Below are 14250 nucleotides of genomic sequence, written 5' to 3'. Positions count from 1 at the left end.
GGGCAAGCTTTGGAGTAGGGCTGCGGGATGCGCCGAAAGACGCATCCCGCGAGTACGCAAGACAGGCTCAGTCGGTCTTCTTGACGCCGGTCAGGCGGATCATGCCATCACCGGATGGCGTGAAACCGGTGACTTTCTTGGAGGAGGCGTAGAGATAGGCCTGATGACCGAGATAGATCAGCGGCAAATCCTCATCGAGGATTTTGGTCGCTGCATCGTATTTTTCCTTGCGGACGGCGTTGTCCGTTGAGGCGCGGGCGTCGTTCAGCAGCTTGTCGACCTCTGGGTTGCAATACTTGGTGTCGTTGATGCCGCCCTTGCAGGTCACGAACTGGTGGATGTTGCCATCCGGATCGGAACGGCCAGACCAGTCTGAGCGCGACAAGACATAATTGCCTGCAGTTTGCTCCGACAGCAACGTAGCGAACTCGGTGGCCTTCAGCTTCACATCGAACCCGGCTTCGGCAGCCATCGACTGGATGACCTGCATCGCCTGCGTCTGTGTGGTGTTGTTGGCGTGCTGAAGTTCGATTTCGTACTTGTCGAAACCGGCTTCCTTCATCAGCGCCTTGGCCTTTTCGACGTCACGGGCCGGCACGGGGATGTCCTTGTTGTACCATGGGCTGGATGGTGGCCATGGCTGGTTGCCGGCCATCGCCGTGCCCTCGAACACCACTTGGTTTATCGCTTCGCGGTCTATCGAGAGGGAGAAGGCCTGACGCAGGCGCTTGTCTTTGCCGAACGGATTGTCGGCTTTGGCGCCATTGCCGATATTCACATACAGCGCCATGTAACCGGGTCCGACGATCTCGCCGTAGTTCAGTTTGTTGTCTGCCTTAACGGAGGCGACGTCAGATGCGGAAATGCGCTCTGCAAGATCGAGATCGCCTGATTGCAGGTTGGCGAGACGAACTGTGGTATCGGGAATTGGTAGGAACGTGACCTTGTCGATAAAGATATTGTCCTTGTTCCAATAGTCAGCGAACTTCTCCAGAACGATCCGGTCCTGCTGGATGCGCTCTACGAATCTGAAAGCACCGGAGCACACGGGTTTCGTGCTGAACTTTGCACCCAGTTCCTTGCCTGCAGTCGGAGAAATCATCATGCCCGCACGGTCGGAAAGCTGCGCCAGAAGGCTGGCGTCGGGGCTCTTCAGCGTGAACTTGACCTGATAGTCGCCGGTGGCTTCGACCTTGGCGACGGATGCCAATTCACTCTTGCGGCGCGATTCCGGCATCGTCATGTTGCGGTCGATATTGTAGACGACGGCTTCAGCATTAAATGGCGTGCCATCGTGGAAGACCACGCCTTCGCGCAAGTCCATCGTCAACGTGCCGCCATTATCACCCCACGCCCATTTGGTGGCCAGTTGCGGAATGATGGAGAGATTGTTGTCGAGATCGACCAGCTTGTCGCAAAGGCTGGTATAGACGATGCGGCCCACGAATGTGCGCGACTGTGCGGGATCGAGCACATCGGCATCGTCCATCAGGCCGATCCGCAAGTCGGCTGATAGTGCCGATGTCGCCATAAGAGAGCTTACAAAAAGGAGTCCGGAAAGTTTTTTCAGTTGTTTCATGATCTCTGTTCCTCTGGTGATTTTTCAACACGCCGGTTTTCCGGTCTTTTGTTTTCGACGTTTGGGCAGTTTAAAACTTGGTCTCCTCCACGGGTGTGGCCTGATCACTCAGTTCCATCGATGTCTGGCGGATCAACCTCTCCTGAAGTGTCAGCAGGTGCGTGCGCATGGCTTCTCCTGCTCGAGCAGGGTCCCGCGAAGCGATGGCCTCGATGATTTCGGTGTGCTGATCACGTGATTCACGCAACGTTTTATGCTGCTTGCGCGCTCGTTCGCGCACCGACTGCCAAACCGGGTCCTGACGAACACGGTTGATGACATCGAATAGCGAGAGGAAAAGTTGATTGCCAGCCGACTGTGCGATCAACCGGTGCAGCGAACCATCCCAAAGCTCACGCCAATCCGCATCCGTGCGCTCATAGATCTTGTCGCGCAGATCCCGCATGCGCTCGATATCGGTGTCCTTGGCGCGCAACGCCGCCAGTTGGGCCAATTGCGGCTCAAGCCTCAGGCGCACTTCCATGATTTCCATGAAATTGGTTCCAGTGACCAAACTGGCAGCATGGTCACTCCAGCTATCGGGTCTTTGGCCGAGGAATGTGCCGGCGCCCTGCTTGCGCCAGATCAGTCCTTCAGCTTCCAGAACCTCCAGCGCCCGCCGGATTTCTCGCCTTCCGACCCCAAAACGCTCTGAAAGCGCGCGCTCGGTCGGCAACTTGCCGTCAGCGACCAGCGTCGTGACCCGCAACAGTTCACGCAAACGCTCCAACGCATAGTTGGAATTTTCAACAGCAATGTTCCCTGGTTTCTCGTTCAATGGTTCGTACCAATTCATAATTGGTTCAATGAAGCCGCTCACATACGTTTCGTCAAGCCGTTTTTTTCGGCGTTGCAAAAAAATGAGTGAAAATGAGGCAAACTGTACCAATTGCACGTATCGATGGGAAAATACTTTCAAACCTCATCAAGGGCTTGGAATTAACGGCCGTTATTGTACAAGTATTGCGCAAACTAAAACCAAGATTGCGACAGTTACGTATAGCGCAATGAATTTTTTGGAATTTAATCGCGTGTAATGCAACGTGTCTCTTGACATAACTCGTGCGTATTTTAGGGCCTGAAGATGAATCTCAAAGCAAATGTATATATTTTGGCAGTGTCGATCAGTGTTGCCGTGATGAGCTCTTCCGCAAAAGCTGATGAGTATTCTTTCACAGCGACCAATACGACCGATTCGGCCATCACAAAGATTTTGGTATCCGAGAACAAAAAAGAATGGGGCTACTTTGATATCGGTGGCGGTATCAAGCCTGGTCAGACTGCTAATTTGGAATGGGACCAAAGCACAAACAGCGAAAGCTGCAAGCAGTGGGTCAAGGCAAGCTACGCCGATGGCAGTGAATCTGAGCCTGCCAAATTCGATTTCTGTGAGGATGGGCTTGAAATTAATTTCTGAGTAGATGGCCGGTGGTATCTGCTCTGCAGGCCTACTCACTTTATGAGTGGAAAAAGACGTTCTACTTGATGCCCATTGGCCTCCCCGTCCGCCGCTATCGTTTCGATGAGTTTGCCCTTGCGGGAAGGCCTCAGATCTTTTTTGACAACACACCCTGAAGCATGGCCTCGTCCAGAGGAAAGATAGGCTACGATCCGCTTTAGCCTTCGTCTCAAGCGGCCGCAGGCGCTTTATCTCCGAGGGCACTAGGTCCGCTTTTTTTACGCCAATTAATGGGATGGACTGTTCCCCCACCCCTCAGTCAGAATGATCGCGCCAACAAAGGAGGTTGCCATGGCAAATGTTGCGGTTCTGGGAATTGATATCGCCAAGAATGTGTTCCAGCTTCATGGCGTTGATTGCGATGGTCAGGTTGCACTGAAGAGGCGTGTGATGCGCGATCAACTACTACAAATAACCGAGGCGATGCCTCCTTGCCTGATTGGGATCGAAGCTTGCACAGGCGCCTTTCATTGGCAGCGGCATTTTGAGTCCCAGGGACATACGGTCAAGATCATTGCGCCGCAGTATGTGAAGCCGTTCGTGAAGGGCCAGAAGAATGATGGAAATGACGCGCAGGCAATCTGCATTGCAGTTCAACAGCCGCATATGCGATTCGTCCCGAAGAAATCGATTATCCAGCAGGATATCCAAGGCCTCCATCGTGCTCGGCAGAGGCTGGTTAATCATCGCACCGCCCTGATCTCTCAGATGCGCGGTTTGCTTCTGGAGCGCGGAGTAGCAATTCCAAAGTCAGCTTCGGTTGCCCAGCGAACGATTCCAGAGATTATTACCAATCCAAGGATCGATATCACCGAGCTCACGCGTGATATAATTGGTACGCTGCATGCCTTCCTTCTGCAGCTCAACGAAAAGATCAAATACTTCGATAGGCAGATTGAAGCAGTCTTCCGCGAGAGCGAAGTTTGCCAGCGTATTGCCAAGATCCGCGGCGTTGGCCCAAAAACTGCGACTGCAGTTGTCGCCGCTGTCGGTGATGGTGGAGACTTCAAGAATGGCCGGCATCTGGCTGCCTGGATGGGGCTTGTGCCGAGGCAGCAGTCCAGCGGCGATCGACGTATCCTGCTTGGCATCAGCAAGCGGGGCAGCCAACATCTGCGAACACTTCTGGTCCACGGCGGGAGATCTGTGGTCCGTACAGCGCAACGAAAATCCGACCCTGCCAGCGAATGGGTCAACGAGCTTAGGGAGAGGCGTGGTTACAACCGAGCAGCGGTTGCCGTTGCCAACAAGAACGCAAGGGTGATCTGGGCCTTGCTTCACCACGGCGGCGAATACCGAGCCAATCCTTAAGGGCAGGCATGCGAATTGCAGGCTGAAAGTTGAAATGGAATGAACGGTCGGACCGGCACATACGGAACCTGTGTTTTATAATGGCCGACAAGGCCTCCCAATTGTTGAGGCGTATGTGCGCGGATACCCCATTTGGGCGCTTCGAAAATGATGACGCCGTATAGATGTTTGCAATCGACCAGAGTCAAACCGCTTCAAAATCAAGCTTGCAACGGGGGAACAGTCCATAGATGTAGAACGTCGCATACGACATATTCGCCTTGCGGCACACCTCACCGATCGGTGTTGCATCCTCTACCTGCTTCAGAAAAATGCAGTCTGCGCTCTCGGAAACGCATACACCTTCATCGAAATCTTGCCTTCTCCCTTCCGTGAAGGGTTTCAAAAGTCGATCAAATATCGGCGCGACGGCGCCGCTACCGTTCCAGCAGATTGATAAGAATTGGCTGAATATCTCAACGACAGGGGTTGCGGACTTTTTGCACTCGCATTAAACGTTATAGCATTACATTTCGAGCGGAGCTATAGCGTCGTTGTGACTGAAGCATGCCTTACCTTTGCCAATTTGACCTTGGGCTACAATCGCCATCCTTCTGTACATCACATAAATGGTGTCCTGCGCCAAAGAAACCGTCTGGCCGTAGTTGACGGCAGCGGGCCTATTAAATCGACGCCGATGAAGGGTATTGGTGGCTTATTGAGGCCCACGGGCCGCATGTGGTCGAAAGCCCCACGCACCCGTTTCGCTGATCTGCCGCAGCTCTTCAAGCTGGATGGGTCATTCCCCGCTCTTGCGCATGACTTCGTGTCGCTCGGTCTTTGGCCGGGCTGTCGGGTCGCCGCATTGTGAGTTTTTTGGCCGCCCAGAGGGCAACCAGATCCGAAACATCTGCAGACGTTGTTTCGCTCATTTCGGTGATCGGAGAAAAGCGCTGCGGCTAAGACAACCGTACGACCAGACGAGAAACTCAAAACGCAAGCGTTATGTAATATCATTAATAGGAGAAGAGAATGAGACATTTGATCAGAAGCGTATCTGCGCTTGCACTGTCAGCAACCCTGCTCGGGTCTGCTGCGTTTGCCCAGGACGATGAAGAAAGCGTAACACTTTACCGCGTGTTCGTCGGAGATCATAACGATCCGAAGGTCACGACGTTCGACCTGAGCAAGCCCGAGAAACGCTGGACATTCGATACCCTCGGCCAGAACAAGCTCTACAGCGTCAATGAGGGCGCCAGCGTTATTGCAGTTCAGTCTGACAATGATGCTGTCAGCTTTATCAATAGCGGCATTTCCCTTCACTCACACGGTGACCATTCAGACATACAGGTTGATGATCCGTCGGTCGTAGAAAAAAACTTGACCGGCCCGCGCCCGTTTCATGTCATCGACCATGACGGCAAGATCGTCATCAACTTCGACAAGGGTGGATATAACGAGATCGTCGATGCGCACGAACTTACAGATAACAAAATTGAAGCGACACGCCTGAAGCAGGCCCGTGCTCATCACGGTTTTGCGGCGCCTGTCGGAAATGGCTGGGTAACGACTGTTGCTTCCGATGCTCCTGTGCAAGGCGATACGGCTCCGACGCGTATCGGCTTGCGTGCGGTAAAGGAAGACGGCACGCCCATAGGCGATGTTGCGACCTGCACAGGCATTCACGGCGAAGCGTTTTCAGGCGCTTACCTCGCAGCGGGATGCAAGGAAGGCATTCTGACGGTGACCGCGAGCGCTGATGGCCCAGTGACCAAGATGCTGAACTATCCAGCCGACCTGCCGAGCGGCGAGACGACAGGTACATTGCTGGGCGCCAAGAGCATGCAGGTGTTTCTCGGTAACTATGGCGCCAAGGGTCTCGTCGTCGTTGACCCCGTGGATGAGCCGTACTTCCGTTACATCGAATTGCCATTTCGCCGTATCGACTTTGCGCTGGATCCTACCAATGCCCGCTTTGGCTATGTGCTGACGGAAGATGGCACTCTGCATCAGATCGACATTCTCGACGGCAAGATTTCCAAGAGCGCCAAAGTGACGGAGCCCTATTCCATGGATGGGCACTGGAACGACCCGCGCCCGCGTATTGCCATGGCTGGCGATGATATCGTCATGACCGATCCCAATGCCGGGTTGGTGCGTCGCATCTCCAAGATGGAACTTAAGGAAGTTGGCGCGATCAAGGTTGATGGCAAGCCCTACAACATTGCGGTTGCCGGTGGCAGCGGCAAGGTCCATGAGCACGCCCACAGCCACGGCGATCCTAAAATCTATGCCGGCTACTTCGAAGACAGCCAGATCAAGGATCGCCCGCTGGCTGATTACGCTGGCGACTGGCAGTCAGTCTATCCTTACCTAAAGGATGGCAGCCTTGATTCCGTATGGACGCATAAGGCTGAAAAAGGGACTTCCACCGCAGAAGAGATCCGCGCCGAGTATGAAGTCGGGTACAAGACCGACGTGAACCGCATCACGATTGACGGCGATGCCGTTACCTTCTTCAAGGAAGGCCAGCCGTCAAAGGGGACCTATGCCTATGACGGTAGGGAAATCCTGATCTACAAGAAGGGCAATCGCGGCGTACGGTTCATCTTCAAGAAGACAGACGGTGACGCGACAGCTCCCCAATACATCCAGTTCAGCGATCACGGAATCGCTCCGAACAAGGCCGATCATTACCATCTCTATTGGGGTAACGACCGCGCAGCTCTGCTAAAGGAAATCACCAACTGGCCGACCTACTACCCGTCTTCATTGAAGGCCAAACAGATCGTCAGCGAAATGAAGGCTCACTAATCGATCAAGCATGAGCAGGGCATCCGGCTTTCCCTGGCCGGATGCGGCCACTTTGGATCGCAGTGTTACCGAAGTGCTGTCTGTAGCGGGCTAACAATTATCAGTCACATAAAAGACCCGCGCAACGAAATGCGCGGGCCATGCGGCAAAGGCCAGTTGGGGGGGGATGATCAGAGGTCGCCCAGCAGCTCGTTGATGCGTGTTTCAGCAGAAGACAGCGCCTCATCGACTGGCTTGTCGCCATTGACTGCTGCTCCGACCTCTTCACCGATAATATCCTGGATCGGGAACTGGCGTTGAACTTCTGCCGGTAGCGAGCGGCCGGTCTGAGCGATCTTTGCGATGTTATCGCGATGCGGCAGAGCCTTAAATTGCGGCATGTCGAAGACCGCCTTGACCGCCGGGAGGTGGCCGGTACGGGCCCACTGGAAATCATTATCCGCCAGAAACTTGAAGAGTTTGCCGACAGCAGCAACCTGTTCTGGCGAGCGATCCTTCTTTGGCATGACCCAGCTGTGGCCGTCCGCATAGGTGCTGTCCTGCGCGGGGAAGAGCTGCGGGACCGGATAGACGGTGTAGCCCTTCGAAAGTGCCGTACCATCCTTTTCTGACTGTGCTGCGTAGTCACCGATCAGCCATGTGCCGTTGACCGAGATGCCGCCATCACCATTGGCGAAGGCGGAAACGGCGGCGGCATAGTCGAGGCCGGTTGTGGAAATGCCCTCGTCCTTCGTTGCCTTCATCAATTCGACGGCGGCCTTGGCTTCAGGCGTATTCAGTTTGATGGCTGTCGGATCTGCAAAGAAATCAGCGTTCTGCTGTTGCAGCAGGGTGTAGAGGACGCGCGTGTAGGACGCGGTTTCGTTGGCCATAATCTGGATGAGATAGGGCTTGCCGGTCTTTTCCTTGAACTGCTTGCCTTGGGAGATCAGTTCCTTGGCCGACTTCGGCAGGATCGGTGTGCCGTCAGCGTTGACCAACCCTGCTTGCTTCATAAGGTTCAGATTGACGTGGAACAGCATGGTCCAGTTGTCGAAGGGCAGGCCATAGAGCTGACCATCCTTTGTGACACCGTTGCGGCTGGCATCGGTGAAGCTATCGGGTGTGACGCCCTGTGCCGCCAAGACTTCATCGATAGGCTCTATGAGGCCGCGGCTCTGATAGTCGGAAATGGCCGAGTAATGCATGGAGACCACATCGGGGGCAGCGCCGGAGGCGAGCTGTGCATTGAGCTGGTCATAGCCCGGCCATTCGACTGTCGTCACGTTGACGTCGATATCTGGATTGTCGGCCTCGAACTTGTTGATGAGCGCGGTGACGATGCCGCATTCGCCGACAGCGGCGGATACGTCGGTGACCTTGCCGTAGTCTGCTTCACAGGCGCCGAAGAAGCGCTGCAACTCGATCTTGGTCTGCGCTTGCGCGGAGGTGCCAACCCCAAGCGCAATCATCGCGACGGTGGTCCATAAAATGCGTTTCATGATGTCTCACTCCCTTTTGTCGGGCGTTTCGCCCCGTTCAACGAAGCCGGCCAGCTCCTCCCCGGCCGGGTAGGCTTTATTTCACCGCGCCGCCTGAGACGGCGGTGACAATGTGTTTCTGGAAGATCAGATAAACGATGAGCGCCGGCAGGCTGGCAAAAACCGCCTGTGCGGCGAGGAAGCCGAGACCTTCGCTCTGGGCAAAATTCGATTGCGACGAGGCGATGCCGATTGTCAGCGTGTACATTTCCTTCTTCGTCGCCGAAATTAGTGGCCACCAATAGTCGTTCCAGGCATGCAGGAAGGTGAAGATGCCGAGCGTCGCCTGAGCCGGTAGCGTCAGTGGCAGCATGATCTTCCAGAAGATGCGAAACTGGGAGGCGTTGTCGAGCAGGGCCGCTTCGTCAATGTCCTTCGGGATGGCGCGAAAGAACTGCGTCATCAGAAATACGCCGAAAGCAGAGGATAGGCCGGGCAACATTAATCCAAGATGGGTGTTGTGCAGGCCCACCCAGTTGAACATCTGGTGACGGGCGATGATGACTGCCTGTTCCGGCACCGCAAGGCCGAACAGCACGAGGATGAACAGCGTGCGACGGAACGGAAACTCCAGTCGGGCAAAGCCATAGCCAGCAAGTGACGAGAGAACGAGCACCATCAGGGTCTGGCCGGTCGCAACCACGAAACTGTTGAAGAACCATCCGAACACCTGCGATGAGTGCAGGATATTCAGGTAGTTGGCGATGGTATAGGGAGCTCGAAAGACCGAGTCCGTGCCGAGCATCAGTTCCTGATTGTTCTTGATCGACAGGCCGACCAGCCAGGCGACAGGCGCCATCATGATGACCGAAAGGAAGGCAGCACCCCAGAGAAGCGGGCGATTGGCAGTCAGGACATCGGGCTTGTACGTGTCGTCTTTGCGAGTCATGCGCCGTCCTCCGTCTTGCGTGCCGACACGAAATACTGGGCCATTGCCGCGACAAGGATGATGACGAACAGGACCTGCGAGGCGGCGGCGGCGCGGCCCACATCCCAGCGAATGAAACCGACCTCATAGATATACATGACGAGCGGACGCGAGCTGCCGTTCGGTCCGCCATTGGTCATCTGCTGCGCCTGACCGAAAAGCTGGAACTGCATGACGATCTGGATGATCGTGACCAGCATGATGGTGCGCGCGATTGACGGGAGGGTGATCCTCGTCAGCACACGCCGGGGACTGGCGTTATCGAGGGCGGCGGCCTCATAGAGGTCTTGTGGCACCTGCTGGAGGGCTGCAAGAAAAAGCATCATGGGCAGGCCAATGCACCACCAGACAGTAGCAACGCCGACCGAAAACAGGGACCAGCCCTTGGTCGAGAGAAAGTTGATCTGCTCGATGCCGGATTGCTCGAACAGAACCGACAGAAGGCCATCGCCAGGAATGAACACGAAGCGCCAGATCAAGGTGACGATGGTGACCGACAGCACAGAGGACGAGAAGAACAGACCCCGGAAGAAGCTGGTGGTGCGTGTCGTGCGGTTAAGCGCCAAGGCGAGAAAAAGCCCGAGTGCGACCAGCGAGGGAACGCTTACCAGCACGAAGATGACAGTGTTCCATAGCGCTTGGCGAAAGATCGGATCGGCAAGAACCCTCATGTAATTGGTGATGCCGACGAAGCGTCCGGGGCCGAAAAGGTCTACCTTGTGCAGGCTGAGCCAGATGCCCCAGAAAAGCGGAAAAACCAGCAAGGCTATAAAGACGAGAAGATAAGGCAGGATGAAGAGCCCGTGGCTCCACTGGCTGCGGCGATAGCTCTCGGCCATGTCAGCAGCCCTCCCTTTGCAGGGAATGTCCGTCCGCGTCGAAGAGATGGAATGCCTGCGGGTCTGCCTTGATGTTGACGATGTCCCCCGCCTTGGCCAGAGACCGACCGTCCGCTTCGACGGTGAGCTTGGTACCGTCGCCGAGCACGCCGTAAATAAGCGTCCGGTCCCCGAGCCGCTCGATGACTTCGGCCTTGAGCGGGACGCCAGCCTCACTATCACGGCAGACAGAGACGTCTTCCGCGCGGATTCCGAGAACGGCACCGTCGGGGCTAAGGTTGCTTGGGGCGGTGAAGCCTGTCTGCGCTTGTCCAAGAGCTGCGGTCGAGACGATCAGGCCTGACGAGCCTGGCTCCCAGCCCGAAACGGGCAGGAAATTCATGGCCGGAGATCCTATGAAGCTGGCGACGAAGCGCGTTGCCGGTCGCTGATAGACCTCCATCGGAGTGCCGATCTGTTCGATCTTGCGCGCATTCATGATGACGATCCGATCCGCGAGCGTCATGGCCTCGACTTGGTCATGGGTGACGAAGACCATTGTCGAACCCAGCCGACCATGAAGCTGCGCAAGCTCCAGCCGCGTTCTGCCGCGCAAGGCCGCATCCAGGTTTGAAAGTGGTTCGTCGAAGAGGAAAGCTTTGGGCTCCTTGACGATGGCACGGCCGATTGCGACGCGCTGACGTTGTCCGCCTGAAAGCTTCTGCGGCTTGCGATCCAGAAGATGTCCGATCTCCAGCGTGTCTGCGGCGGACAAGACACGGCGTTCGATCTCGTCCTTCGCCATGCCGATGTTTTCAAGCCCGAACGCCATGTTCTGCCTGACTGTCATATGCGGATAAAGCGCATAGGACTGGAAGACCATCGCCACCCCGCGTTTGCCGGGTGGAAGCGTGTCCACCCGCTCTCCGGCGACCCGGATCGTACCTTCGGTGACATCCTCTAGGCCCGCGATCATGCGCAGCAATGTCGATTTTCCGCAGCCCGAGGGGCCCAGAAATACAACGAATTCGCCCGCGCCAATCGAGAGCGAAATCTCGTCCAGAACGGTCAGCGCGCCGTAACGCTTGGTGACATTATCGATCTCAATCGAAGCCGACATGGTTTCTCCTCCCCGTCGTCTATCGGTTTACTGGCCGAGCCGGATAACCCGGTAGCTAAGTGGCGCGATCTCGCCTTTGAGACGTCCACCCTCCACGGTGATACCGCTGCCATCCTGCGGCGCAATGATCTGCGCCTGCGGCTCGTTTACGGCCTTCAACTCATGCCCTGAAAGGACCTGATCCAGGATGACCTTGCGGTTGCCAAAGCCTTCGAGCGCGAGGTCAAGGCTGATCGCATCGGTCTGGTGGCGGTTGACGACGAAAAGTGTCAGCGCGCCGTCCGCGTCGCTCTCGACGGCAGAGACATCGAGATAGGGTACGTCCTTGGCAAAGTCAGTCGAATAAACAGGGCAGTCGATCGACAGCTGGTAGGACGTGCCGCGGCCATATCGGGAAGCAAAGAGATAGGGATAGAAGGTCGTCTGGCGCCAGGCCGGACCGCCGGGAACGGTCATGATCGGGGCGATGACGTTGACGAGCTGTGCCAGGCAGCCAATCTTGACCACATCGGCATGGCGGATAAAGGTGTTGAGGATGCAGCCGACCTGCAGCGCGTCTTCGAAATTATAGATGTCTTCCAACAGGGCAGGGGCATGGGGCCAGCCGTCACGGCCTTCGAGCACCGTCCGGTCGGCTTCGGCGGAATGATACCAGACGTTCCACTCGTCAAAGCTGATATAGACGTCCTTCTTGGAGCGCTTCTTCGACTTGGTCACGCGGATGACGGATGCGATCGTCTCGATGTAGTCGTCAAGCCGGGCATTCTGGGCGAGATAGGCTGCGGTGTCGCCTGCGTGATTTTCGAAATACATGTGCAGGCTGATGTAATCGACGCTCTCATAGGTGTAGTCGAGAACCGTGGATTCCCAGGCTGGATAGGTCGGCATTTTCGGCGTCGAAGAACCGCAGACCACAAGCTCGATGGACTTGTCGAATGCGCGCATGGCCTTGGCGGTCTCGAAAGCCTGACGCCCATATTCCTCCGCCGTCTTCTGGCCAATCTGCCAGGGGCCGTCCATTTCGTTGCCGAGGCACCAGAGTTTGACGTTCCAGGGCTCCTCACGGCCATTCTTGCGGCGCAGGTCCGACCAATAGCTGCCGCCCGGATGGTTGACATATTCCAGAAAGGCGCGGGCCTCGTCCAGACCACGCGAGCCAAGATTGACGGCGAGCATCATTTCTGTGTTTGCGGCCTTTGCCCAATCGGCAAATTCATGGATACCGACCTGGTTCGACTCGGACGTATGCCATGCGAGATCAAGGCGGACAGGCCGGTCTTCGCGCGGGCCGATGCCATCTTCCCAATTATAAGCCGAAACGAAGTTGCCGCCGGGATAACGTACGACGGGAACATCCAGTTCGCGCACGAGGTCGATCACATCCTGACGCATGCCGTTATCGTCTGCGGTGGGATGATCGGGTTCATAGATGCCGGTGTAGACCGCGCGGCCGAGATGTTCGACGAAAGAGCCGTAAAGACGTGGGTCAATCGTGCTGATTTTGAAGTCGCGGTGAACGGTGCCAACTGCCCGCATTGTGAATTTCCTCCCTTTATATCCATATTGCGGATATATATCATAATTGACGATATGATACACGGGATCATCAGGACGTCAATCCGGCAATATTTGTTTGAACAGGGGTCTTTTTTCAGGTCTTGACGCGCAGGACGATGTCCTGGTCGTAATTGCCGAAGCCGCGACCGAAGATGTTGATGCCACCGGGGTGTTCTGCCGTATCGGGCACCTCTATCCGCAGCCGGATAGACCGGTGCTGGAGGAGGTCGAGGTCATCAAGATTGGTGTCTGAGACACGGACTCCGTCGATGAAGGTGCCGCCTTCTGTAACGCGGAAGCTCTTTAGAACGCCGTACTGACTTCCCCGCAGTTTCCACCAGTCAGGCGTGAATTTGCCCCTGTGGTCGCCGAAATCGCCAGGCGAGGTCCATGTGGCTATCGGCTGGCCATTAATCGATATGGTGATGTCGGAGGGCCAGTTTGCGGAGGTTCCGGGCACCTCGGAAGATAGCTCCATCAAGAGCTCCAGCTCGCGGACCGGCGCGCCCTTGATGCGGGCATTATTGGGAAACTGGTAGTCGACAAAGCCGCGCGTGAACCACACGAGCCCGGCCTTCATGCGCTCGGGCGATAGAAATGTATCGGGATTGTCGAGATAGCCAATAATCGCTTCATTCGAGCACATGCCGCAGGGGGCAAACACCTCATAGCCGCTGTAGAGGCCGACCGGCATCGAGACCTCGATGGTCTCGTCAACAGTCTCGCTGGGGCGGGAGAAGCTGAGAACGATCTCATCATGCACGGCGTGACAGATTTTCTGGCTACCTTTGCGTGCCTTCTGGACCTCCGTGCGGATCAGTCCCGCCTCTTCCATCTGATTAATATGCGTCGAGGTGGTCGATTGCGGCAGGTCGAGCAGCTCGGCGATCTCGTTGACATTGAGAGAACCATTCGCGTGAAGGATCTTCAATATGGAGAGACGTGCGGGCGCGGCAAGGCATTTGAGAACCTCGGCACCGTCATCCGGCGTGATCATTAGAAAACGGCTGCTCAATTATCCACCTCTCTTGATAGTGGATATGTATCAAAAATATGGATTGAAACAAGTGGCAGTCGCGCTACGGATCGAGATTATCAAACCGGCCAGAATTACATAGCTGTCTAG

General features: G+C 55.9%; 11 protein-coding genes and 1 pseudogene. 4 read left to right on the top strand and 8 right to left on the bottom strand.

Translation table 11 applies throughout. The features are described 5' to 3' along the window. Window positions 1-67: 67 nt before the first annotated feature. Together ACQZ51_RS14080 and ACQZ51_RS14075 are read right to left on the bottom strand one after the other, a co-directional pair. Window positions 68-1531, bottom strand: coding sequence for an ABC transporter substrate-binding protein (locus ACQZ51_RS14080; protein WP_448778336.1), 1464 nt, complete (start codon window positions 1529-1531; stop codon window positions 68-70). 118 nt (window positions 1532-1649) lie between these two features. After that, window positions 1650-2414, bottom strand: coding sequence for a FadR/GntR family transcriptional regulator (locus tag ACQZ51_RS14075; protein WP_448778084.1), 765 nt, complete (start codon window positions 2412-2414; stop codon window positions 1650-1652). Between the two features lie 288 nt (window positions 2415-2702). On the opposite strand from ACQZ51_RS14075, the gene ACQZ51_RS14070 reads away from it, so the two are divergent. From ACQZ51_RS14070 to ACQZ51_RS14055, 4 genes and pseudogenes are all read left to right on the top strand, one after another. Continuing rightward, window positions 2703-3035, top strand: coding sequence for a hypothetical protein (locus tag ACQZ51_RS14070; RefSeq protein WP_448778082.1), 333 nt, complete (start codon window positions 2703-2705; stop codon window positions 3033-3035). A 333-nt stretch (window positions 3036-3368) separates the two neighbouring features. Beyond that, complete coding sequence (locus ACQZ51_RS14065) at window positions 3369-4388, top strand: IS110 family RNA-guided transposase (protein WP_448778081.1); 1020 nt, start codon at window positions 3369-3371, stop codon at window positions 4386-4388. 442 nt (window positions 4389-4830) lie between these two features. Continuing rightward, entirely contained in the window at window positions 4831-5238 is a 408-nt protein-coding gene (locus ACQZ51_RS14060; RefSeq protein WP_448778079.1) for a hypothetical protein, read from the top strand. A 1355-nt stretch (window positions 5239-6593) separates the two neighbouring features. Next, a pseudogene (locus ACQZ51_RS14055) lies at window positions 6594-7181 on the top strand (ZinT family metal-binding protein); the annotation flags it as partial. Window positions 7182-7351: 170 nt separating this feature from the next. Here the strand turns inward: ACQZ51_RS14055 and ACQZ51_RS14050 are convergent. The 6 genes from ACQZ51_RS14050 to ACQZ51_RS14025 all read right to left on the bottom strand — a co-directional run bounded on the left by ACQZ51_RS14050 (window position 7352) and on the right by ACQZ51_RS14025 (window position 14139). Further along, entirely contained in the window at window positions 7352-8662 is a 1311-nt protein-coding gene (locus tag ACQZ51_RS14050; RefSeq protein ID WP_448778077.1) for an extracellular solute-binding protein, read from the bottom strand. A 76-nt stretch (window positions 8663-8738) separates the two neighbouring features. Continuing rightward, complete coding sequence (locus ACQZ51_RS14045) at window positions 8739-9590, bottom strand: carbohydrate ABC transporter permease (RefSeq protein ID WP_448778075.1); 852 nt, start codon at window positions 9588-9590, stop codon at window positions 8739-8741. After that, window positions 9587-10468: a carbohydrate ABC transporter permease gene (locus ACQZ51_RS14040; protein ID WP_448778073.1), complete on the bottom strand. Its 882-nt coding sequence runs from the start codon at window positions 10466-10468 to the stop codon at window positions 9587-9589. Before ACQZ51_RS14040 ends, ACQZ51_RS14045 begins: the two co-directional genes overlap by 4 nt. 1 nt (window position 10469) lies before the next feature. Then, the gene (locus ACQZ51_RS14035) at window positions 10470-11567 is read right to left on the bottom strand and encodes an ABC transporter ATP-binding protein (protein ID WP_448778072.1); all 1098 of its coding nucleotides are present in this window, start codon (window positions 11565-11567) and stop codon (window positions 10470-10472) included. Window positions 11568-11594: 27 nt separating this feature from the next. Continuing rightward, the gene (gene arfA / locus ACQZ51_RS14030; RefSeq protein WP_448778071.1) at window positions 11595-13103 is read right to left on the bottom strand and encodes an arabinosylfuranosidase ArfA; all 1509 of its coding nucleotides are present in this window, start codon (window positions 13101-13103) and stop codon (window positions 11595-11597) included. Window positions 13104-13218: 115 nt separating this feature from the next. Beyond that, window positions 13219-14139, bottom strand: coding sequence for an ArsR/SmtB family transcription factor (locus ACQZ51_RS14025; protein WP_448778068.1), 921 nt, complete (start codon window positions 14137-14139; stop codon window positions 13219-13221). Between the last annotated feature and the right edge of the window lie 111 nt (window positions 14140-14250).

This window comes from Agrobacterium sp. CG674 (assembly GCF_053521645.1).
The sequence above is the reverse complement of the archived record's forward strand: the minus strand, read 5'-3'. Positions and strand labels throughout refer to the sequence as shown.